Raw genomic sequence first — 23106 nt, 5'->3', positions numbered from 1 at the left:
CCGGGCGTTTGCCGCTTTAAGTTACAGGTAGCAAGAATGGCCAAAGAATATAGCCGTACCCAACGTATTGGCGATCAGATGCAGCGCGAGCTGGCCGAGCTGATCCGTCGCGAAGTCAAGGACCCGCGTGTCGGTCTGGTGACTATCACCGCCGTGGACGTGAGCCGTGACCTGGGCCATGCCAAGGTGTTCATCACCGTCATGGGCGAGGAAACCCCGGATGCTGTGCAGCAATCGCTCAAGGCATTGAATAGCGCTGCCAGCTTCCTGCGTCTGCACCTGGGGCGTTCGATGCAACTGCGCAGCGTGCCGCAGCTGCACTTCCATTTCGATGAAAGTGTCAGCCGTGGTGTGCACCTGTCGGCGCTGATCGAGCGTGCAGTGGCCGAAGACCGCCTGCACAAGGATGCCGACGAGTCGGACACCAAGGAGTAAGCGGTGGCCCAGGTCAAACGTATCCGCCGCAATGTCAGCGGCATCATCCTGCTCGACAAGCCGCTGGGCTTCACGTCCAATGCCGCCTTGCAGAAAGTGCGTTGGCTGCTGAACGCGGAAAAGGCCGGCCATACCGGTAGCCTCGACCCACTGGCAACCGGCGTGTTGCCGCTGTGCTTCGGTGAAGCGACCAAGTTTTCGCAGTACTTGCTGGATTCCGACAAGGGCTACGAAACCGTCATGCAGATGGGGCAGACTACCAACACCGGCGATGCCGAGGGTGAGGTGCTGCAGACCCGCGACGTGACCGTTGGTCGCGCCGACATCGAAGCACTGCTGCCACGTTTTCGCGGCCCGATCAGCCAGATACCGCCTATGTACTCGGCGCTCAAGCGTGACGGCCAGCCGTTGTACAAGCTGGCACGTGCAGGAGAGGTAGTGGAGCGCGAGGCGCGTTCTGTTACTATTAACCGCTTGGAGTTGCTCGAGTGCGAAGGCACCCGTGCCCGGCTGAGCGTAGGATGCAGCAAAGGCACCTATATCCGCACGCTGGTGGAGGATATCGGTGAAGCCCTTGGTTGCGGCGCCTATGTCGCCGAGCTGCGCAGGACCCAGGCAGGGCCCTTTGCGCTGGCACAGACGGTCACCCTCGAGGAACTCGAACAGGCCCATGCCGAAGGTGGCAACGAAGCGCTCGACCGCTTCCTGATGCCATCGGACAGCGGGCTGCAGGACTGGCCGTTGGTCAGCCTGTCGGAACACAGTGCGTTCTACTGGCTGCATGGCCAGGCGGTACGCGCGCCGGACGCGCCACAATTTGGCATGGTTCGGGTACAGGATCACAATGCACGCTTCATCGGTATCGGTGAAGTGAGCGAAGACGGGCGCATTGCGCCGCGTCGGCTAATTCGGTCGGAATGACCGAAACCGCGGGGTCAGGCAGTTGCCGAGCCCCACGGCATCAAGGGTGGCTGTCAGTAGGCACGGTCACACCTTTTTTATTAATACAGGGATTTGTCCCTGGCCTATTGGACCCCGCATGCGGGATCCGTTATCAGGAGAAGCCAAATGGCCCTCAGCGTTGAAGAAAAAGCTCAGATCGTTGCCGAATATCAGCAAGCCGCCGGCGATACCGGTAGCCCGGAAGTGCAGGTTGCTCTGCTGACCGCCAACATCAACAAGCTGCAAGGCCACTTCAAGGCCAACGACAAAGACCACCACTCCCGTCGTGGTCTGATCCGTATGGTCAACCAGCGTCGTAAGCTGCTGGATTACCTGAAGGGCAAAGACACCACTCGTTACAGCGCCCTGATCGGTCGCCTGGGCCTGCGTCGCTAATAGCGGCCTGGTCAGTGGTGTGCGTGGGGTGTCGCAGGCTTCGGCAGGGCTGTTTTGCAGCGCTGCCGTTGGGCACTTCACGCGTATCTCCGAGGTTGGCAGCCTGGCAATGCTGAGCGGTTTTTCCGCTTGGTGCCAGGCTCCCAGCCTCGTGTTGTATCTGGACGGTCAATGGGGCCGATTCCCCGTTCTGCCCAAGAATTCGCAAGAAACCAGTTCCCCCAAGAGCCACTGAAAAAGGTAGGAAACCGTGAACCCGGTAATCAAGACTTTCCAGTTCGGTCAATCGACCGTCACTCTCGAAACGGGCCGTATTGCCCGTCAGGCAACCGGCGCCGTGCTGGTTACCGTCGACAACGACGTCACCGTGCTGGTGACTGTGGTAGGTGCCAAACAGGCTGATCCAGGCAAGGGTTTCTTCCCGCTGTCGGTTCACTACCAGGAAAAGACCTACGCCGCTGGCAAGATCCCAGGTGGCTTCTTCAAGCGTGAAGGCCGTCCTTCCGAGAAAGAGACGCTGACCTCTCGCCTGATCGACCGTCCGATCCGTCCGCTGTTCCCGGAAGGCTTCATGAACGAAGTGCAGGTCGTCTGCACCGTGGTTTCCACCAGCAAGAAGACCGACCCGGACATCGCTGCGATGATCGGTACCTCGGCTGCCCTGGCCATTTCCGGTATTCCGTTCGAAGGCCCGATCGGCGCTGCCCGCGTTGCCTTCCACGAAAGCACTGGCTACCTGCTGAACCCGACCTATGAGCAACTGGCTGCCTCGAGCCTGGACATGGTCGTTGCCGGTACCTCCGACGCTGTCCTGATGGTTGAATCGGAAGCTCAAGAGCTGACTGAAGACCAGATGCTGGGTGCCGTACTTTTCGCCCACGACGAATTCCAGGCTGTTATCCAGGCTGTCAAAGAGCTGGCTGCCGAAGCTGGCAAGCCGACTTGGGACTGGAAACCTGCCGTTGCCAACACCGAGCTGTTCAATGCTATCCGCGCCGAGTTCGGCGAAGCGGTTTCGCAGGGTTACACCATCACCGTCAAGGCCGACCGCTACGCGCGTCTGGGCGAGCTGCGTGACCAGGCGGTTGCCAAGTTCTCCGGTGAAGAAGGCCAGCCTTCGGCTTCCGAAGTAAAAGACATCTTCGGCGAAATCGAATACCGCACCGTTCGCGAAAACATCGTCAACGGCAAGCCACGTATCGACGGCCGCGACACCAAGACTGTACGCCCGCTGAACATCGAAGTGGGTGTGCTGCCGAAAACTCACGGTTCGGCACTGTTCACCCGTGGCGAAACCCAGGCCCTGGTCGTTGCGACCCTGGGTACTGCCCGTGATGCCCAGCTGCTGGACACCCTCGAAGGCGAGAAGAAAGACCCCTTCATGCTGCACTACAACTTCCCACCGTTCTCGGTAGGTGAGTGTGGCCGCATGGGCGGTGCTGGCCGTCGCGAAATCGGCCACGGCCGTCTGGCCCGCCGTTCGGTTCAGGCCATGCTGCCTGCTGCTGACGTGTTCCCGTACACCATCCGCGTGGTTTCGGAAATCACCGAATCCAACGGTTCCAGCTCCATGGCTTCGGTCTGCGGTGCATCCCTGGCCCTGATGGACGCTGGTGTGCCGATGAAGGCGCCAGTTGCCGGTATCGCCATGGGCCTGGTCAAGGAAGGCGACAAGTTCGCAGTCCTGACTGACATCCTGGGTGACGAAGACCACCTGGGCGACATGGACTTCAAGGTAGCCGGTACCGCCAAAGGCGTCACCGCGCTGCAGATGGACATCAAGATCAACGGCATCACCGAAGAGATCATGGAAATCGCCCTGGGCCAAGCCCTGGAAGCGCGCCTGAACATCCTCGGCCAGATGAACCAGGTCATTGGTCAGTCGCGTACCGAACTGTCGGCCAACGCCCCAACCATGATCGCGATGAAGATCGACACCGACAAGATCCGCGACGTCATCGGTAAAGGCGGCGCCACCATTCGCGCCATCTGCGAAGAGACCAAGGCTTCGATCGACATCGAAGACGACGGCTCGATCAAGATCTTCGGCGAAACCAAGGAAGCGGCAGATGCTGCCAAGCAGCGCATCCTGGGCATCACCGCTGAGGCCGAGATCGGCAAGATCTACGTCGGCAAGGTCGAGCGCATCGTCGATTTCGGCGCCTTCGTCAACATCCTGCCTGGCAAGGACGGCCTGGTGCACATCTCCATGCTGAGCGATGCTCGCGTCGAGAAAGTCACCGACATCCTCAAGGAAGGCCAGGAAGTCGAAGTGCTGGTACTGGACGTGGATAACCGCGGCCGTATCAAGCTGTCGATCAAGGACGTCGCTGCGGCCAAGGCCTCGGGCGTCTAAGCGACCGTCACGCAATAGAGAAAGGGCCCTTCGGGGCCCTTTTTTCATGGGGACGGGAACCTTTTGCGGACTTGCATCTTGCATGCAGGTTTACCGCGCAGATTGCAAAATGCACGACCCCAACTGCGATGGTGTTTTGCTAACTGTTTGATTTAAAAGGAAATAAACGGGGAGGCTAAGCTGGCACAGCCCATGCAACTACCTTCATACCTGACGCCAGGACATACGGCGCAGACCCTTCGAAAAACAGGAGTGACCCACATGAAGAAGTTCGCCATTGCTGCCGCTACTGCTACCGCTCTGACCCTGACCATGGCTAACGGTGCATTCGCCGCTGAGCCAACCCAGGCTCCAGTCATGTTGGCGGCCAACACCGTCGACAACGCCAAGCAAGAAGGCTCCGACACTTGGATCACTACCAAGGTCAAAGCTGATCTGCTGACTGAAAAAGGCATCCCAGGCAGCGACATCAAAGTCGAGACCAGCCAAGGTGTTGTTTCGCTGTCTTCTGATGTGAAGGTTACCGAATCGCAGAAAGCAGAAGCGGTGCGCATCACCAAGAACATCAAAGGCGTCAAGAGCGTAATGTCTGACGGCCTGAAAGCCGAGTAAAGGAATGTCCCGTCGGCCAAATGGATTTGGCCACTTTCACCAAAGCCCTGGCCCGTGCCAGGGCTTTTTCTTGCGCTCAATACACTGGGTTGCGCGCGATCACATCGCTTTCGAAGCATTCCTGCTCAAGGATCAGAGGCTCCACCAATGGGCGGCTGTCGCGAAAATGCGCGGTCTGGGTATGCGCTTCATACGCAGCATCATCGCGGTAGATTTCGTACAAGTAGATCACCTCCGGATCGACCCGGTCCTGCGACACATCGAACACCAGGCAGCCTGGCTCACTCGCCACGGAAGCTGCAGCATTGACCTTGATTGCACTGAGGAAAGCTTCGGCGCATCCAGGCTTCACTCGGGTCTTGATGAACAGGCTATACACAAATCTCTCCTTTTGTTTTAAATTCAATAATGAATTGTATACAAAAATGGAGCTTCGCCAATGTCCGAATTGCCTGCACGCCCTGGCCGCCTGAATGGCTTGCGCCACATTGCCCTGCTGGTGCCTAACCTGGAGGAGTGTGAACGCTTCTACGTCGATGTGCTGGGCATGGAAGTGCTGAATCGTGCCAATGAGGACCTGGTGTACCTCACCTGCGGTAACGACAACCTTTCATTGGGGCGTGGGGCAGGGGCGGCCAACGGGTTGCAGACCCTGGATCACTACGGGTTCATTGTCGACAGCGTGGAGGAGTTGGAAGCCTGGTACCAGTACTTCAAGGCTCATGGCGTGACCTTGCTCGACCGGCCGTTCAACCATGGTGACGGCGCACGCAGCTTCCACCTGCTGGACCCGGCCGGGAACAAGGTTCAACCGTTGTATCACCCGGCGGTGTCGGGGCAGCGGTTGGTTTGAAGCCCGTACTGGCCTCTTCGCGGGCACGCCCGCTCCCACAGGTAGTGCGCAGGTCTGTGGGGGCGGGCGTGCCTGCGAAAGAGATCAGGCCTGCCGGAGGGGATTACTCGGCATCCAGATGCATCGGCGTAATCACCCGCCCATCGCTTTCAGGCTGCCCCAGGCTGGTGTCGATGAAGTACACCCGGTCATCTTCAAGCTTGCCCTTGTCCACGAGGTAGTCCTTGATGCTGCTGGCCCGCTCCTGGCCCAGTGTACGCAGCAAGGCGGTACTCTCAGCCCAAGACTTGATCACCGCGGCGCGCAGCTTGGCGGTACGCTCGTCACGGCTCAGTTGCTCCCATTCTGCTGGCGGCTGCTGTTTCAGGCGGGTGCGGTAAATGCCTTCGAGCATCGCGGGCTTGTCGCTGTCGTCCACCACCAGCATCGAGGCATTGGCCGGCACCTTGTCACCCCGTCGCTGCAGGATCTTGTACCAGGTGGCCTGGTACTCACGCTCAAGGCGCTGTTGGGCAATCAGCGGGCCATCGCTGGCCTGGGCGCTGGTGCCTTCGATTTCCAGGCGCAGTTCCGGGCGCTCTTTCAGCGCGGATGCCAGCTTGTCCAGGGACGACTGCGCCTCGCCGCTGAGTTCGCTGGAGCCGGGGGCGAACGCCACATTGCCAAGGTCTTCCGAGCTGCCGCCGCTGATCAGTCCGCCAATGAATTTGAATGGCGCCTGCGCCGCGCGCAGCACCAGGTTGCGCAGGGTTTGCCAAACAATCGGCATCACGCTGAATTGCGGGTTGTTGAGGTCGCCAGACACCGGCAGCTCAATCGAGATCTTGCCCTCGGTATCCTTCAGCAATGCCACCGCCAGGCGGATCGGAAGGTCGACTGCATCCGGACTGTCGACTTTCTCGCCCAGCTGCAGTTGTTCCACTACTACCTTGTTCTCGGCCTTGAGTTGGCCGTTGGTGATCAGATAGTGCAGGTCCAGGTTCAGCCGCCCTTTGCGGATGCGGAAGCCGGCGAACTTGCCGGAGTAGGGCGTCAACGTGGTCAGTTCGACGCGCTTGAAGCTGGTGGCAATGTCCAGGCTGGCCAGTGGGTTGAACGGGTTGAGGGCGCCCTTGATGGTAACCGGTGCGTAGCGGTCTACCTTACCCTTGACTTCGACCTTGGCCGGCAGCGGCTTGCGGTTGTCGATGGTGCCGATCTGGCCGTTGAGTTGCTGGATGGCCGTGGCGAAGTTGGGGGTAAGCGACAGGTCGGCAAAGTTGGCCGAGCCGTCGTTGATGTCGATCTGCCCGATATGGATGCCAAGCGGCTTGTTGTTGCTGGCCGTGGTCGGCTTGGGCTGGCTGCTCGCCGGGGCGTCGGCCGGTTGCGGGATCAGCAGGTCATTGACATTGGTGGTGCGGTCTTCGTTGATGATGAAGCGTGCATAGGGCTGCAGCAGGGTCACCTTGTCGATCGACAGTGCATCGCCGTGCACGTAGGACAAGCCGTCGACGTTCACCTGCTGCCATTTGACGAAGTCGCGGCTCTTGATGGTGTCGAGGGTGTGCAACTGGCTGACCTGCGCCTTGCCGGTCACATTGAAGGCCAGCGGCGCGGTGTTCTTCAGGTCGACCTTGAGGTCGCTCGAGAGCATGCCGCTGCGCAGCTCCAGCAGGATGAACGGGCTGATGTAGGCCTGGGCCACACGCAGGTCGATGTCGCGGGTGCTCACATCCAGCTTTGCCCATATCGGTGCCAGGTTGACCTGGCCTGCGGCCTGCAGCTTGCCTTGCTTGCCCACACCGGTATCGAGTTTGAGGGTGAAGGGCGACTGGTTGAGGCTGTCGAAACCTTGCAGGTCGGCGTTGAGGGGGCCAATGTCCAAGGCTACCGGTTCCTTCTGGCTGCGATCTGCCAGGTGCACCAGGTAGTTGCGCAACTGCACGTCCTTGAGCAGCACTTGCCAAGGCTTGCTTGGCTCCTTGGCAGCATTCTCTTCAGGCGTAGGTTCTGCGGCAGCCGGCTCGGCTTTTTCCTTCGGCGTAGCCTTGGCGGGTTGGCTGGCGAACAGCTTCTGCCAGTCGAGCTGGCCATCTTTTTCCAGCGCCGCCCAGGTTTCGAGCTTTTCGCTGCGAACCTTGCCCACGGTGACCTGCTGTTTGACCAGATCAATGGTGGTTTCGCTAACCTCCAGGCTGGCCAGGCGTGCCAACGGTCGGCCATCCGGCGCCTTGATGGCGAATGGCGCGATGCGCACGGAGACCTTATCCAGCAGCAGCTCGGTCTGTTTGGCGAGGTTGAGCTTGTAGTGCGTATCGAGGCTTACCACGCCGTCTTCCAGCACCAGTGGCACGGCATCGCGCACGTAGGGCCAGAACAGCTTCATCTTGCCGTCAGTGACCTTCAGTGTGCCTTCGGAGGCGATCGGCGACAGGCTCAGCGTGCCCTTCCAGTCGATGCGTCCGCCATTGGGGCCGCTGGCCACCAAGGTCATGTCGGCGTTGTCGTTGGGCAGGGTGCTGAGGTTTTTCAGCTCCAGATTCATGTTGTCGTAGAGGAACTCGATCGGCTCGCTGGGGCGCAGGTCCTCGAAGTGCAGGTAGCCGTCGACGAGCTTGATGCTGCCAATACGCAGCGGGAACGGGTCGCTGGGCGGCTCTTCGGGTTTGGCTTCGCTGGCCGGGAGTTTGAACAACCCGGTCAGGTTGAGGGTACCGTCCTTGGCGAACAGCACTTCGTTGCGCGGTTTGTCGAGTTCCACCGCTTCCAGATGCAGGGCTTTGGTCCACAGGCTGTCGAGCGAGGCGTTAGCGTAAAGACGCTCGAAGCCGACCTGCTCCTTGCCCGGCTCGCCGATCTGCAGGCCCCACAGCGTCAGCTCGAGGCTGAAGGGGTTGAGTTCGATCCGTTCGAGGTGGGCCGGCACGGTGGCGTATTGGGCCAACTGCTGGTTGGCAATGCGCAGTGCGACACCAGGAAGAATGAGAAAGCCAAGCAGGCTATACAGGGCTACCAAGGCCACGATTGCGCCAGCGGCGCGAGTCAATCCTTTGTACATGTGTCGCTTCGTCAGTCTAAGCAGGAGTGCTTGGAGTATGGCACGTTAAATCAGTTCCGCAGGGGCCACCCTTTGCGCTCAATCAATGCCCATGCGCCGTTTGGCTCGGTGTGCCGAGCCGTCGCGCATTGCCCAGCGCAGTACCGGCGCAGTGCGTTGCAGGCCCAGGCGGATCAGGCGCTGCTGCAGGGGCCCGTGCTGCAGGCCGAGCAGTGCCTGGGCCCAGCCGGGCAGCAAGTCGATACCCGCGTGCAGCATCAGTTTGCCAACCGGCTGTGCCAGGCGGCTGGGAGCAGGGGCGTCGAGCAGGATTCGTATCACCTCATGGCTGCGCGCATCACAATGCAGCTGCGGGCGTATGTGTTGCAGATAGTCTTCAACTTGCTGGCACGAGCGCGGCACGTCACGGGCGCCAAGGCGCTCGGCGATCAGGGCGATTTCGTTGTAATAGGCATCCTGCTCGGCGCGTGGCAGGCGTGGGTTGCGGTAACGCAGGTGGGCAGCGAGGAAACGGCTGACCTCCGCTACATGCACCCAGGTCAACAGATCCGGGTCGCTGGCCGCATAGGGGCGGCCATCTGGTGCCGTGCCGGTGACCTGCAGGTGAATGGTGCGCACTTTGTCGATCAGCCACTCGGCATCGCCAGTGGCGCCGAAGGTGGTGCCGGAAATGAACTGGCTGGTGCGGCGCAAGCGGCCGAGCAGGTCTTCACGAAAATTGGAGTGGTCCCACACACCGGCCAAGGCCAGGGGATGCAACAACTGCAGCATCAGCGCGCTGATGCCACCGACCAGCATGCTCGGGAAGTCGCCATGTACCCGCCAGCTGATGCTTTGCGGGCCGAACAGGCCGGGGTCGCCCTTGGGCGATTCCAGGTCGAGCTGGCCGAGGGCCAGCCCGGTGAGGCTCATGACCTGGGTTTCGATGCGGCGACGAAGGGCTTCCATGGCGACCTGCTGTGCAGGGCGGCCATGATGGGTGGCCGCCAGTTACTGGTTGAGGCGTTTGTCGATCAGGCCCTGTACCACGCTTGGGTCGGCCAGGGTCGAGGTATCGCCCAGGTTCTCCAGCTCATTGCAGGCGATTTTGCGCAGTATACGCCGCATGATCTTGCCTGAGCGCGTCTTGGGTAGCGCTGGCGCCCACTGAATCAGCTCAGGCTTGGCGAAGCTGCCGATTTCCTTGCTGACCAGGGCCAGCAGCTCGGCCTTTAGCGTGTCATCTGGCGTCACGCCATTCATGGTCGTGACGAAGGCGTAGACGCCTTGGCCCTTGAGGTCGTGGGGGTAGCCGACCACTGCGGCTTCGGCCACGCTGTCATGCAGCACCAGTGCGCTTTCCACTTCAGCGGTGCCGATGCGGTGCCCGGACACGTTGATCACATCGTCGATGCGCCCGGTGATCCAGTAGTCGCCATCGGCATCGCGGCGGGCACCGTCGCCAGTGAAGTAGTAGCCGGGCAAGGGCTTGAAGTAGGTGTCGACCATCCGTTGGTGGTCGCCGTAGACGCTGCGAATCTGCCCGGGCCAGCTGGCTTTGATCGCCAGCACGCCGGCGCCGGGGCCTTCGATCAGTTTGCCTTTTTCGTCCAGAAGCACCGGTTGCACGCCGAACATTGGCTGGGTGGCGCAGCCGGGTTTGAGTGACTGTGTGCCGGGCAGTGGGGTGAGCATGATGCCGCCGGTTTCGGTCTGCCACCAGGTATCCACAATCGGGCAGCGCTTTTGCCCGACCTCCTCGAAATACCATTCCCAGGCTTCCGGGTTGATCGGCTCGCCGACGCTGCCCAGCAGGCGCAGGCTTTTGCGTGAGGTGCTCTGCAGTGGCGCAGAGCCCTCACGCATCAGCGCTCGCAGGGCGGTCGGAGCGGTGTAGAAGATGTTCACCTGGTGCTTGTCTACCACTTGCCAGAAGCGCGAGGTGTCCGGGTAGTTCGGTACGCCTTCGAACATCAGCGAGATTGCGCCATTGGCCAGCGGGCCATAGACGATGTAGCTGTGGCCGGTCACCCAGCCGACATCGGCGGTGCACCAGAACACTTCTCTGTCACGGTAATCGAACACCACCTTGAAGGTCATTGCCGCCTGTAGCAGGTAGCCGCCGGTGGTATGCAATACCCCTTTGGGTTTGCCGGTGCTGCCAGAGGTGTAGAGGATGAACAGCGGGTCTTCGGCCTCCATCGGTTCAGGGGGGCAGTCGTCGCCGGCGTCCTGCGTAGCTTCGTGGTACCAGAGGTCGCGGCCTTGGGCCCAGGCAACATCGCCGCCAGTGCGGCGCACCACCAACACGCTGCTGACCGCCGGGCAGTTGGCCAGGGCCTTGTCGACGTTCTGTTTCAGCGGGATGCGCTTGCCGCCACGCACGCCTTCATCGGCGGTGATCACGGTGCGGCAGTCGGCATCGAGAATACGGTCTCGCAAGGCATCGGGGGAGAAACCGCCGAACACCACCGAGTGGATGGCGCCGATGCGGGTGCACGCGAGCATGGCGAAGGCGGCCTCGGGAATCATTGGCATATAGATGCACACCCGGTCGCCTTTCTTCACGCCGCGCGCTTTCATTGCATTGGCCAGTCGGCAGACCTGACGGTGCAGTTCGCGGTAGGTGATGGCCTTGGAGTCCTTGGGGTCGTCGCCTTCCCACAGCAGGGCCGTTTGCTCGCCGCGCTGGGCCAGATGACGGTCGATGCAGTTGTAGCTGACGTTGAGTTGCGCACCGTCGAACCAGCGGGCCTTGCCGGTATGCAGGTCGCATTGCTGCACGCTTGACCAAGGCTTGATCCAGTCCAGGCGTTTGGCCTGTTCGGCCCAGAAGGTGTCTGGGTCTTCGACCGACTGGCGGTAGAGGTGGCGGTAGTCTTCGGGGGTGAGGGCGGCGGACTGGCTGACGGCCCGGGCCTGGGGGTATTTGCGGATATCGAACATGGCGGGTGGTCCTGCTCTTGTAAGGGGCGATGGACTGCAACGGCTATTCGATAAGACAGTGTAGCTGGGAGCGGTGTTCAACCTGGGCCGGCCTCTTCGCGGGTAAACCCGCTGCTACGAGGTAATGCGTTGCCTCGTAGGAGCGGGTTTACCCGCGAAGAGGCCGGCACAAGCTTCGGATCAACCGCGGTGACGGCCGCGGAAGTAGTTGATCAGGCCTTGGGTGGAGCCGTCTTCGGCGCTGTCTTCCAGGCTGCCGACCAAGCGCTGGTAAACGCCTTTGCCCAGTTCCTTGCCCAGCTCGACGCCCCACTGGTCGAAGGCGTTGATACCCCAGACAACGCTCTGTACGAACACCTTGTGCTCGTACATCGCCACCAACGCGCCCAGGCGGCGCGGGCTGATGCGCTCGACCACCAACGTGTTGCTCGGGCGGTTACCCGGGATCACCTTGTGCGGGGCCAGCTTTTCGATGTCCGCTTCGTTGAGGCCTTTAGCGCGCAATTCGGCTTCGGCTTCCTCGCGGGTTTTGCCCAGCATCAGCGCCTGGCTCTGCGACAGGCAGTTGGCGTACAGCCACTGATGGTGGTCGGCCACCGGGTTGAAGCTCACCACCGGCACGATGAAGTCGGCCGGAATCAACTGGGTGCCCTGGTGCAGCAACTGGTGGTAGGCATGCTGGCCGTTGCAGCCCACGCCGCCCCAGATTACCGGCCCGGTGTCGGTCTTCACCGGGGTACCGTCTTGCAATACGCTCTTGCCGTTGGATTCCATGTCCAGCTGCTGCAAGTGCTTGGTGATGTTGCGCAGGTAGTGGTCGTACGGCAGGATCGCGTGGCTGTTCGCATCCCAGAAGTTGCCATACCACACGCCCAGCAGGGCCAGTAGCACCGGCATGTTCTTGTCGAACGGTGCGGTCTGGAAGTGCTGGTCCATGGTGTAGGCGCCGGACAGCAGTTCCTTGAAGTTGGCAGTGCCGATGGCCAGGGCGATCGGCAGGCCGATGGCCGACCACAGCGAGTAGCGCCCGCCCACCCAGTCCCACATCGGGAAGATGTTTTCTTCGCGGATACCGAACGCTACAGCAGCGGCCTTGTTGCTGGATACGGCAATGAAGTGGCGGTACAGCTCGGCTTCCGAGCCGCCTTGGGCCAGGTACCAGGTACGCGCGGCCATGGCGTTTTTCAGCGTCTCGAGGGTGTTGAACGACTTCGACGAGACGATGAACAGGGTGGTTTCGGCGCGCAGGTTGGCCGACAGCTCGTGGAACTCGCTGCCGTCGATGTTGGCCAGGTAGTGGCAGCGCACGCCGCGCTGGGCGTAGGGTAGCAGCGCTTCGGAAACCAGCTCGGGGCCGAGGAACGAACCGCCAATGCCAATGTTGACCACGTCGGTGATCGGTTTTTCGCTGTAGCCGCGCCACAGGCCATCGTGAATGCGGCCAACCAGTTCGGTAATCTGGTTGAGCACCTTGTGCACTTCCGGCATTACGTTCACGCCGTTGACGCTGAGTTTGTCACCTACGGGCCGGCGCAAGGCGGTGTGAAGCACCGGGCGGCCTTCGGAGGCGTTGATGATCTCACCACCGAACATCGACTTGATGGCGTCCTGCAGGCCCACTTCATTGGCCAGGTTGACCAGCAGATCGCGGCTTTGCTCGGTGATCAGGTTTTTTGAGTAGTCGAGGAACAGGCCGCAAGCGCTAAGGGAAAACTGGTCGAAGCGCTTGGCATCGGCGGCGAAGGCTTCGCGCATGCTGAAGCTTTGCATGGCGTCGCGGTGTTTCTGAAGCGCCTGCCAGGCGGGCAGGGCCGTCACATCGTGGGGTGTACGGTAATACGCCATTGCGCGGGGTTCCCTTGGTGCGTGGTGAGGGCTTGGACACGGCAGTCGTTGCCGGGTTCAGGCTGGCACCATTATAGGCAAAGGCCACGTGCTGGGAATGGGTATGGCAGGGGGATTTTGGTGGGGCATTGCAAGCAAGCCCGCCCCTACAGATAAACGTGCAGGAGCGGGCTTGCCCGCGAATGGGCTGCAAGGGAGCCCAAGACCGTTATGCAGTCTTCTCTTCCAAATGCAGGTAGAGGTTGTCGATCAACCGTGTGTTACCCAGGTAAGCCGCCGCAATCACCACCAGGTCTCGATCATCGATCACTGCCGGGCGCAAGCTTACGGCATGGCGTACTTCCAGGTAATCCGGACGGAAACCTGCTGCGCTCAGTTGCGCCTGGCCTTCAGCGACCAGTGCGGCAAAATCCCGCTGGCCACGGCCGATGCCCGCTGCAATGTGCTGCAGTGTGCGGTACAGCGCTGGCGCAGCAGTACGCTGCTCTGGCGTGAGGTAGCCATTGCGCGACGACAGCGCCAAGCCATCTTCGGCACGCACGGTGGGTTCGCCGATGATCTGGATCGGCATGTTCAGATCGCGCACCATGGCGCGGATCACCGCCAGCTGCTGATAGTCCTTCTCGCCGAACACGGCAAGGTCTGGCTGGACCATGTTGAACAGCTTGTTCACCACGGTGGCCACGCCCTCGAAATGCCCAGGCCGGCTGGCGCCGCACAGGCCTTCGGAAAGCTGGGGCACGCTGACGCGGGTTTGCACGCTCATGCCGTCGGGGTACATCTCTTCCACGGTGGGCGCGAACAGCAGGTTGCAGCCGGCTTGTACCAAGCGCTCCTGGTCGGCTGCCAGGGTACGAGGGTATTTGTCGAGGTCTTCGTTGGCGCCGAACTGCAGCGGGTTGACGAAGATACTGGCGACCACGAAATCGGCGCGCTGGGCAGCCTTGGTCACCAAGGCCGCATGGCCGCTGTGCAGGTTGCCCATGGTCGGTACGAAACCGATGCGTTTGCCCTCACCGCGCGCGCGGGCCACTGCCGCGCGCAGTTCGCGGACGGTCTTGACTGTATTCATGCACTGAACCCGTGTTCGCTGCCTGGGAAACTGACTTGCTTGACCGCCTCGACGTAAGCGACGAGGGCGCTATGGATATCCGGTTGGTCCTGCATGAAGTTCTTCACGAACTTCGGTACCCGGCCGCTCAGCGACAGGCCGAGCATGTCGTGCAGTACCAGTACCTGGCCATCGGTGGCGCTGCCGGCGCCAATGCCGATTACCGGGATGCCAACGGCATTGGTGATTTCCGCCGCCAGTTCGCTGGGTACGCACTCGAGCAGCAGCATGGCCGCACCGGCCTGTTCCAGGGCAATGGCGTCGGCGCGCATCTGCCGGGCCTGGGCCTCCTGGCGGCCCTGCACTTTGTAGCCGCCCAGCACGTTGACGGTTTGCGGGGTCAGGCCCATGTGCGCGCACACCGGCACACCACGTTCGGCCAGCAAGCGGATGGTTTCGGCCAGCCAGGCTGCGCCTTCGATCTTGACCATGTGGGCGCCTGCCTGCATCAGCATGGCGCTGTTGGCAAAGGCCTGCTCCGGGGTGGCGTGGGCCATGAACGGCAGGTCGGTGAGGATCAGCGCGCCGTCGTTGCCGCGTTTGACGCTGGCGGTGTGGTAGGCCATGTCCGCCGTAGTTACCGGCAAGGTGCTGTCGTGGCCCTGCAGGACCATCCCCAGCGAGTCGCCCACCAGCAACACTTCAACGCCGGCCTGGCTGGCGGCCTTGGCGAAGGTCGCGTCGTAGCAGGTCAGCATGGTGATTTTTTCACCCTTGGCCTTGAGGCCGTTAAGGGTGGTAAGAGTTACTTCAGGCATGTAGGAAATTCCTCGTTCAGGCGCTGTAAAAAACGACTGCATTCAACGCGTGTAGTCATCTTCCGGAGCGGCACATCATCGCGCGTGATGTTCGGGCACAGGTCCGTCCGGGCCTAAATACGGGTATGCGGCACTTTGGTGCCACACGGGACGCCTATAGTCGTGAGCGAGGTGTGGGAAGTCAATCACCCTGTTACCGCATTGTTACGATCAGGGTGTTACTGGCGTTACCGAGGTGGCGATGCAGGCTGGAACGCCCGGTCTACAGGCGTTCCAGGCCGACGAACGGGCATTCGTCGAGCAGTTGCGCGAGGGCGCGGCCATCGGCCAGGCGGAAATCCCCCGGTACCAGTTCGGCCAACGGGTACAGCACGAACGGGCGGGCATGCATGTGGTAATGCGGCACTTTCAGGCGTGGCTGGTCGAGCACCTGGTCACCGAACAGCAGGATGTCCAGGTCCAGCGTACGTGGGCCCCAGCGTTCCTTGCGTACGCGGCCCTGGTCGTTTTCGATGGCCTGCAGCGCATCGAGCAATGCCAGTGGTGCCAGGGCGGTGTCCAGGGCGGCGACAGCATTGGTGTAGCGTGGTTGGCCGGGCAGCAGCGAATCGCTGGTGTACAGGGCCGAGGCGGCTACCAGGCGCGTGGCTTCGACCTGGTCCAGCGCCTGCAAGGCGCTACGCAGCTGCTCGGCAGGTGCGTCCAGGTTGCTGCCCAAACCTACGTAGGCGCGAATGGTCACTCGAACGCCTCGTCGCCACTGCGCTTGCGTTTGCTGCTGCTGCGCTTGCGCTTGCGCGGGCCGGCGCTTTCGTCGCGGCTACCAAGCTCGCGGATCATCTCGCGGCGCTCGCTGTCGTTTGCCTCCTGGTAATCGGTCCACCACTGGCCCAGGTCGTCGGTTTCTTCCCCGGCGCTCTCACGCAGCAGCAGGAAGTCGTAACCGGCGCGGAAACGCGGGTTGTCCAGCAGCATGTCGGCGCGCTTGCCGCTGCGGCGCGGCAGGCGCTCCTGCATGTCCCAGATCTCGCGGATCGGCAGGGTAAAACGCTTGGGGATGGCAATGCGCGCGCATTGCTCGGCGATCAGGTCGTGGGCCGCACCGTTCATGGCCGGGATCGGCGGCACGCCCTGGTTCTGCAGGTGCAGCACACGGGCCGGCAGAGCTGGCCAGAGCAGAGCAGCGAACAGGAAGGCTGGCGTCACCGGCTTGCCCTGCTTCACGCGCAGGTCGGTGTTGTTCAGTGCCTGGCTGATCAGCGTGTGGGTGTAGGTCGGCCGCTCGTCCAGCGCGTGGGCACTGGCCGGGAACAGCGGTTCGAACAACTCCAGGTCCACCAGCATTTCGAAGGCGATGGCACCTTGGCCGCTGAGGAACAGCTTGAGGCATTCCTCGAACAGGCGCGCGGGTGGAATCTCGCGCAGCATTGGGGCCAGGCCGCGAATCGGCAGGTAGGTGTGCTTTTCGATGCCAAAGTCGAGCTTGGCGGCAAAGCGCACCGCGCGCAGCATGCGCACCGGGTCTTCCTGGTAGCGCTGGGTCGGGTCCCCGATCAGCCGCAGCAGGCGATTGCGCACGTCGTGCACACCGTTGGCGTAATCGAGAATGCGCTCGCTGACCGGATCGTAATACAGGGCGTTGATGGTGAAGTCGCGGCGTTGCGCGTCCTCTTCCAGGGTGCCGTACACGTTGTCTCGCAGAATGCGGCCACTGGCGTTATGCGACGAACGGTGGGTATCGCCCTGATCGTCCTCGGAGTGATGGGCGCGGAAGGTGGCAACTTCAATGATCTCACGGCCGAAATGCACATGGACCAATTTGAAGCGACGACCAATGATACGGGCGTTGCGGAACTCGGCACGGACCTGTTCGGGGGTGGCACTGGTGGCGACGTCGAAGTCCTTCGGCGTGATGCCCAGCATCAGGTCGCGGACACAGCCACCGACCAGGTAAGCCTGGTAGCCGGCGCTTTGCAAGCGCTCCACGATGTTCACCGCATGACGGCTGAACTGGTGGCGCTGCAGCGAGTGCTGGCTCTTGTTGATCACCTCGGGCGTGGTGCGCCTGTGGTGCGGGCCCGGTACGGGCGGGCGGAAAGACTGGAACAGCTTCTTCAGCATGGGATGCACTGTGTGAAGGAATGTTCGGCCAAGAATAGGAGAATGGCCGCATGATGGGCGGGGATTCTAGCATTTACTCGGGGAATGGTGTAGGCGGGTAGCAGGATGCCTGCCAGAAGGGTAGAAACGACAAGGGGAGCCTAAGCTCCCCAAGAAGTCGTTACGTGCTCTTATTGTTTTTTTGCTGGGCTTCTTGTTTTTGTTGAGTGCCCTGCCCACAAATCTCGAAGCTTGTGGACGACCCCCAAACCGGGGGTAAAGAGCAAACGGATTGCTTTGGCCGCTGATGACACGTTGATCTGTCGATCCAACCAGTTCAGGCGCTGCTTTTAGTGCAGTTTTTGTTGTTCTCTGCCTGGTTGTGGGGCAAGCCCCAAACACGCATCCTCTCCAAAAGAATCAGTTAGCTGCGCCTCCGCCATCTTGTTTTTATTGTGCGTGAGCCGTTTCGTCTTGTTCTTATTCTGAGTTGCAGTGCTTGTTATTGTTCTTGTACCAAACATATAGCAGGTGCCGTGCCAACTTTTCAAAACTCAATAAAATCAATGGGTTGAGCGGGTTCTGCAGTTTTTGGCAGGTCCAAAATGTCGCAATTTCGTTACCGTACGCCTCGGGGACTGTTACGGCGGAAAGCTTGGGTAACAGATTTTTACGGGAGGTAAGGTGTTACCTGGGTGTTCGCCGTGACACGTTCAGCGCCTGTGAGACCGAGCGCCGCCCGCGCGGCGCTTCGCGGCCAAAGCCGCTCCTACATTTGTTTGGGCCAATTTTTTCTGTGGGATTTGAGCGCAAACGCCTTGGCGCATGGCTCGAGATTGCGTCATACAACAAGGCGGTCGCGCGCGTGTGGCACAGGAGGGGCTGGCCCGAAACAAATGTAGCAGCGGCTTTAGCCGCGAAGCGCCGCGCGGGCGGCGCTCGGTCTCACCGACGCCGCATAGGCTACGGCGTACGGTGCGCAGGTCGGTTATTCGCTGGTAGCGTTGCTCTTGCGCCGTGGGATGCCCAGGCGCTGGCGGCGTTCCCACAGGCACTTGCGGCTGACGCCGAGCTTGCGTGCCAGTTCGGTCTCGGTCATGTGGTCCTGGTGTTCAAGCACGAAGTGCTGGAAGTAGTCTTCCAGCGACAGGTCTTCGGTCGGCTCGTGGCTGGCATTGCCCGCGTTGGCCACCACCAGGGCATTGTCGAGGATGTCATCCTCTTCCAGGTCGCTCAGCTCGATGTCGATGCCCAGCAGCTCGGCGGAAATTTCTGCGCTCTCGCTGAGAATCACCGCGCGCTCCACGGCGTTTTCCAGTTCACGCACGTTACCGGGCCAGCTGTAGTGACGAATGGCTTGCTCGGCCTCGGCCGAGAAGTGCAGGTCGTCGCGGCCGATGCGAGCGCTCTGGCGGGCGAGGAAGACGTTGGCGATCTCGTTGACGTCGCTGCCCCGCTCACGCAGGGCCGGCAGCTTCAGGGCGATGACGTGCAGTCGGTAATACAAGTCTTCACGGAACTGGCCGGCCTTGGCCAGGTTTTTCAGGTCGCGGTGGGTCGCGGCGATCAGGCGCACATCGACCTTTTGCGACTGCACCGAACCTACGCGGCGTATCTCGCCTTCCTGCAGCACACGCAGCAGTCGAGCCTGGGCTTCCAGCGGCAGTTCGCCAATTTCATCGAGGAACAGCGTACCGCCATCGGCGGCCTCCACCAAGCCGGCGCGCCCGGCGCTGGCGCCGGTGAACGCGCCTTTTTCGTGGCCGAACAGTTCGGATTCGATCAGCGTTTCGGGGATGGCCGCGCAGTTCACCGAGATCATCGGTGCCTTGGCCCGGCGAGACAGGTTGTGCAGGGCGCGGGCCACCAGCTCTTTACCGGTGCCCGACTCGCCCTGGATCAGCACATTGGAGTCGGTAGGCGCGACCTTGCGGATCTTGCTGTACATGTCCTGCATGGGCTGGCACGAGCCGATGATGCCGATTTCGCCATTGGCCGTTGCCGCGCTGCCTTTGTCGGGCGCTGTAGCCTTGCCATTGCTGGCGCGTGGCTCGGCAGGCGGTGCAGCAGCGGGGGCGTTCTGCCGGTCACGCAGAATACGCGCTACTGCCTGCAGCATCTCGTCGTGGTCGAAGGGCTTGGCGATGTAGTCCACCGCGCCCATTTTCATCGAGTCCACCGCTGAGCGCAGGCTGGCGTAACTGGTCATGATCAGTACCGGGGTGCCCTGGCCGAGCTTGATCAGCTCGGTGCCGGGCGCGCCTGGCAGGCGCAGGTCGCTGACGATGAGGTCGAAAGTGGCAATGCTGAAGCGTTCCTGGGCTTCCTGCACCGAGCCGGCCTCGCTGACCTGGTACTGGTTCCGCTCAAGCAGGCGGCGCAGGGCCGAGCGGATGATGGTTTCGTCTTCGACGATCAGAATGTGCGGCATTGATTCAATTCTCTCGACGGTCTCGAATTTCAGGGGACGTCGCTACGACATGCCGGGGCAGGGTCACGCGGATCCGGGTGCCACGTTGCCGTTCGATATCGGCCGGGCTGTCGATGGTGATTTGCCCATAATGCTCTTCCACGATGGAATAGACCAGAGCGAGCCCCAGTCCGGTTCCTTCGCCCGGGTCCTTGGTGGTGAAGAAGGGTTCGAACAGGCGGTCCATGATGTTCTTCGGAATCCCGCTGCCTTCGTCTTCGACGATCAGGTCGACGGTGTGCTCGTTAACCTCGCTGCGCACGCGCACGGCGCTGCCGGGCGGCGAGGCATCGCGGGCGTTGGAGAGCAGGTTGATCAGCACCTGGGCCAGGCGCTGCGGGTCACCTTCGGCCCAATGGTCCGGGTCGCAAAGGTTGAAGAACTGTACTTCGAAATTGCGCCGGTTCAACGCCAGCAGACCGATGGCATCTTGTGCCACTTCGGCCAGGCACACCGGCTCCTCACTGTTCTGGTGGCTGCCACCGGCATGGGCGAAGCTCATCAGCGACTGGACGATGCGCGATACGCGCTTGGTCTGGTCAAGGATCTGGCTGGACAACTCGATGATTTCGCCATCGTCTTCGCGTTCCTCGCGCAGGTTTTGCGCCAGGCAGGCGATGCCGGTGATCGGGTTGCCGATCTCGTGGGCCACGCCGGCGGCCAGGCGGCCGATGCTGGCCAGGCGCTCGGAGTGCACCAGCTTGTCTTCCAGTGCCTGGGTTTCGGTAAGGTCTTCCACCAGCAGTACCAGCCCGCTGTTACCGGGGGCCAATGGCTCGTCGATGGCTGCCTTGTGCAGGTTCAGCCAGCGCGGCTGACCGTCCAGCGCCAGGCGCTGCTTGTGCAGGTGCTCGTCGGGCACGTTGATGAAGCCTTGCAGCAGGCCGCGCCAAGGCTCGTCGATGGTGACCAGGCGCGAGCCGACCACATGCTTGGCGGCGATGCCGGTGAGCTCTTCCATGGCCTTGTTCCACATCAGGATTTCCTGGTCCTTGGCCAGTGAGCAGACGCCCATGGGCAATTCCTGCAGGGTCTGGCGATGGTAGCGGCGCAAGGCATCGAGTTCGGCGGCCAGCCCGGTCAGGCGCGAGTGGTAGTCTTCCAGGCGGCTTTCGATGAAGTGGATGTCTTCGGTCACGTAGTTTTCGTTACCGGACTTGTACGGCAGGAAAGTCTCGACCATGTCCTGAGCCACGCTCGGTCCCATCAGGCCGGACAGGTTGGCTTCAATGCGGTCGCGCAGGCGGCGCAGGGCATAGGGGCGGCGTTCGTCGAACGGCAGGTAGAGGTCGCGCAGTGCTTGCTCGACTTCCTTTTGCGCGGCCTTGGCGCCCAGCGGCTTGGCCAGCTGGGTGGCGAATTCCTGCGGCGAGGCAGCGTGCAGCTCGCGGCGCTGCGGGCGGCGCACGTTATCCACGGCACAGGCTTCGGCCGCGCTGACCTCTTCGGTGCTGGCGTTGGTGAACAGTGAGATCAGGGTGAACAGCAGCACGTTGGCTGCCAACGAGGCGATGGCTGCCATGTGCCAGCTGGTGTCGTCCAGCACATAGATCATGTCCACCAGCGGAATGTAGAAGCCCTGCAAGTTGCCGAGAAGTGGCAGCAGCATGGTCACCATCCACACCAGGGTGCCGGCCAGCAGCCCGGCGATGAAACCGCGGCGGTTGGCGGTTGGCCAGTAGAGCACCGACAGCACCCCAGGCAGGAACTGCAAGGTGGCGACGAAGGCGACGATGCCCAGGTTGGCCAGGCTCTGGTGGTAGTTCTGGCTCAGGTAGAACATGAAGCCGGCGGTGATGATGGCGACGATCAGTGCACGGCGGGTCCACTTCAGCCAACGGTAGATGTTGCCCTCGGCCGGTGGCTGGTAAAGCGGCAGCACCAGGTGGTTCAGGGCCATGCCCGATAGCGCCAGGGTGGTGACGATGATCAGGCCGCTGGCTGCCGACAGGCCGCCAATGTAGGCCAGCAGTGCCAATGCCTGGTTGTTGGCGGCGATGCCCAGGCCCAGGGTGAAGTACTCGGGGTTGGTGCTGGCGCCCAGGCGCAGGCCGGCCCACAGCACCAGCGGCACGGCAAGACTCATCAGCAGCAGGAACAACGGCAGGCCCCAGCTGGCGCTGACCAGCGAGCGCGGGTTGAGGTTTTCGGTAAAGGCCATGTGGTACATGTGCGGCATGACGATGGCCGAGGCGAAGAACACCAGCAGCAGGGTGCGCCATGGGCCTTCCTGCAGGGGGGTGTGCAGGGCGGCGAGGGCGGTCTGGTTCTGCAGCAGCCAGACTTCCAGCTCGTGCGGGCCGCCGAATACGCCATATAAGGCATACAGGCCGATACCGCCCAGGGCCAGCAGCTTGATCACCGACTCGAAGGCGATGGCGAATACCAACCCCTCATGCTTCTCGCGCGTGGCGATGTGCCGCGAGCCGAAGAAGATGGTGAACAGAATGATCAGTGTGCAAAAGGCAAAGGCCACCCGGGCCTTGACCGGTTCACCGGTAAGGATGCTGATCGAATCGGCCACCGCCTGGATCTGCAAGGCCAGCAATGGCAGCACGCCAATCAGCATGATGATGGTGGTCAAGGCCCCGGCCCAGGTACTGCGGAAGCGGAAGGCCAACAGGTCGGCCAGCGATGACAGCTGATAGGTGCGGGTGATCTTGAGGATCGGGTAGAGCAGCACCGGCGCCAGCAGGAATGCGCCAGAAACCCCCAGGTAACAGGCAAGGAAGCCGTAGCCGTACTGGTAGGCCAGGCCAACCGAGCCATAGAAGGCCCAGGCACTGGCGTAGACGCCCAGCGACAGGGTGTAGGTAAGTGGGTGGCGAATGATCGAACGCGGGATCAGCCCGCGCTCGCTGATCCAGGCCACGCCGAACAGCACCATGAGGTACCCGGCGCTGATCAGGATCATCTGGGTCAGGCTAAAGCTCATCGGCATCTCTTTGGCTCTGCAGGATGAAGGTGACGACGATCAGGATCAGCCAGAGCAGGTAGGGGCGGTACCAGGCTCCGGTCGGTTCGATCCACCAGTCCATGATGGCCGGGGAGAACAGGTAGATCCCCACGACCAGAAGCAGGACCAAACGATAGATGTACATGCTGGCCTCGATGGTTGGGCGCTGCGGGCTTGAACTTATTATTGGCGCAAATGGCAGGGGGGATGCTAGCGGGAATCCACAGCGTTCGCCAAGGGTTTGAATTTACTGGGCTTTTGTTTTTGAGAGGTGGAATGAATGTGCCGGCCTCTTCGCGGGTGAACC

18 protein-coding genes are annotated in these 23106 nt (G+C 61.7%); 6 read left to right on the top strand and 12 right to left on the bottom strand.

What is annotated here, in order from left to right; genetic code table 11:
• Positions 1 to 36 precede the first annotated feature (36 nt).
• The 5 genes from rbfA (at position 37) to FQ668_RS22540 (ending at position 4741) form a co-directional block, all read left to right on the top strand.
• Positions 37 to 435: a 30S ribosome-binding factor RbfA gene (gene rbfA / locus FQ668_RS22565; protein ID WP_003249967.1), complete on the top strand. Its 399-nt coding sequence runs from the start codon at positions 37 to 39 to the stop codon at positions 433 to 435.
• Positions 436 to 438: 3 nt separating this feature from the next.
• On the top strand, positions 439 to 1356 hold the full coding sequence (truB, locus tag FQ668_RS22560) for a tRNA pseudouridine(55) synthase TruB (RefSeq protein ID WP_003249968.1): 918 nt from the start codon (positions 439 to 441) through the stop codon (positions 1354 to 1356).
• Between the two features lie 147 nt (positions 1357 to 1503).
• Positions 1504 to 1773, top strand: coding sequence for a 30S ribosomal protein S15 (gene rpsO, locus FQ668_RS22555; RefSeq protein WP_003249971.1), 270 nt, complete (start codon positions 1504 to 1506; stop codon positions 1771 to 1773).
• A 250-nt stretch (positions 1774 to 2023) separates the two neighbouring features.
• Positions 2024 to 4129 (top strand): polyribonucleotide nucleotidyltransferase, encoded by a 2106-nt coding sequence (gene pnp, locus FQ668_RS22545; protein ID WP_004575780.1) that lies wholly within the window; start codon positions 2024 to 2026, stop codon positions 4127 to 4129.
• A 261-nt stretch (positions 4130 to 4390) separates the two neighbouring features.
• Entirely contained in the window at positions 4391 to 4741 is a 351-nt protein-coding gene (locus tag FQ668_RS22540) for a BON domain-containing protein (protein WP_003249976.1), read from the top strand.
• Positions 4742 to 4817: 76 nt separating this feature from the next.
• Here FQ668_RS22540 and FQ668_RS22535 read toward each other — a convergent pair whose 3' ends face one another.
• The gene (locus FQ668_RS22535) at positions 4818 to 5120 is read right to left on the bottom strand and encodes a putative quinol monooxygenase (protein WP_014592403.1); all 303 of its coding nucleotides are present in this window, start codon (positions 5118 to 5120) and stop codon (positions 4818 to 4820) included.
• A 60-nt stretch (positions 5121 to 5180) separates the two neighbouring features.
• Here FQ668_RS22535 and FQ668_RS22530 point away from each other — a divergent pair, with 60 nt between their 5' ends.
• Positions 5181 to 5594 (top strand): VOC family protein, encoded by a 414-nt coding sequence (locus FQ668_RS22530; protein ID WP_010955354.1) that lies wholly within the window; start codon positions 5181 to 5183, stop codon positions 5592 to 5594.
• Between the two features lie 103 nt (positions 5595 to 5697).
• Here FQ668_RS22530 and FQ668_RS22525 read toward each other — a convergent pair whose 3' ends face one another.
• From FQ668_RS22525 to FQ668_RS22460, 11 genes are all read right to left on the bottom strand, one after another.
• Positions 5698 to 8634: a DUF748 domain-containing protein gene (locus FQ668_RS22525; RefSeq protein WP_019438973.1), complete on the bottom strand. Its 2937-nt coding sequence runs from the start codon at positions 8632 to 8634 to the stop codon at positions 5698 to 5700.
• Positions 8635 to 8712: 78 nt separating this feature from the next.
• Entirely contained in the window at positions 8713 to 9582 is an 870-nt protein-coding gene (locus FQ668_RS22520; RefSeq protein WP_014592401.1) for an oxygenase MpaB family protein, read from the bottom strand.
• 42 nt (positions 9583 to 9624) lie between these two features.
• The gene (gene acs / locus FQ668_RS22515) at positions 9625 to 11559 is read right to left on the bottom strand and encodes an acetate--CoA ligase (RefSeq protein WP_014592400.1); all 1935 of its coding nucleotides are present in this window, start codon (positions 11557 to 11559) and stop codon (positions 9625 to 9627) included.
• Positions 11560 to 11739: 180 nt separating this feature from the next.
• On the bottom strand, positions 11740 to 13404 hold the full coding sequence (gene pgi, locus FQ668_RS22505; RefSeq protein ID WP_014592399.1) for a glucose-6-phosphate isomerase: 1665 nt from the start codon (positions 13402 to 13404) through the stop codon (positions 11740 to 11742).
• 208 nt (positions 13405 to 13612) lie between these two features.
• Positions 13613 to 14476: a pantoate--beta-alanine ligase gene (gene panC, locus FQ668_RS22500; RefSeq protein ID WP_014592398.1), complete on the bottom strand. Its 864-nt coding sequence runs from the start codon at positions 14474 to 14476 to the stop codon at positions 13613 to 13615.
• Positions 14473 to 15273: a 3-methyl-2-oxobutanoate hydroxymethyltransferase gene (gene panB, locus FQ668_RS22495; RefSeq protein ID WP_014592397.1), complete on the bottom strand. Its 801-nt coding sequence runs from the start codon at positions 15271 to 15273 to the stop codon at positions 14473 to 14475. Before panB ends, panC begins: the two co-directional genes overlap by 4 nt.
• 262 nt (positions 15274 to 15535) lie before the next feature.
• Positions 15536 to 16015, bottom strand: a complete 480-nt coding sequence (gene folK, locus FQ668_RS22490; protein WP_010955348.1) for a 2-amino-4-hydroxy-6-hydroxymethyldihydropteridine diphosphokinase — start codon at positions 16013 to 16015, stop codon at positions 15536 to 15538.
• Positions 16012 to 17394 (bottom strand): polynucleotide adenylyltransferase PcnB, encoded by a 1383-nt coding sequence (locus FQ668_RS22485; protein ID WP_014592396.1) that lies wholly within the window; start codon positions 17392 to 17394, stop codon positions 16012 to 16014. The genes folK and FQ668_RS22485 overlap by 4 nt, the downstream gene beginning before the upstream one ends.
• Before the next feature lie 967 nt (positions 17395 to 18361).
• On the bottom strand, positions 18362 to 19804 hold the full coding sequence (locus FQ668_RS22470; RefSeq protein ID WP_003249998.1) for a sigma-54 dependent transcriptional regulator: 1443 nt from the start codon (positions 19802 to 19804) through the stop codon (positions 18362 to 18364).
• A 4-nt stretch (positions 19805 to 19808) separates the two neighbouring features.
• Positions 19809 to 22784, bottom strand: coding sequence for a sensor histidine kinase (locus FQ668_RS22465; protein WP_019437283.1), 2976 nt, complete (start codon positions 22782 to 22784; stop codon positions 19809 to 19811).
• Positions 22768 to 22944: a hypothetical protein gene (locus tag FQ668_RS22460; RefSeq protein ID WP_003250005.1), complete on the bottom strand. Its 177-nt coding sequence runs from the start codon at positions 22942 to 22944 to the stop codon at positions 22768 to 22770. Before FQ668_RS22460 ends, FQ668_RS22465 begins: the two co-directional genes overlap by 17 nt.
• Positions 22945 to 23106 lie beyond the last annotated feature (162 nt).

The organism is Pseudomonas sp. Kh14 (assembly GCF_900291005.1).
In the GTDB taxonomy this organism is placed as follows: domain Bacteria; phylum Pseudomonadota; class Gammaproteobacteria; order Pseudomonadales; family Pseudomonadaceae; genus Aquipseudomonas; species Aquipseudomonas alloputida.
This window is presented reverse-complemented; position numbering and strand designations above follow the sequence as displayed.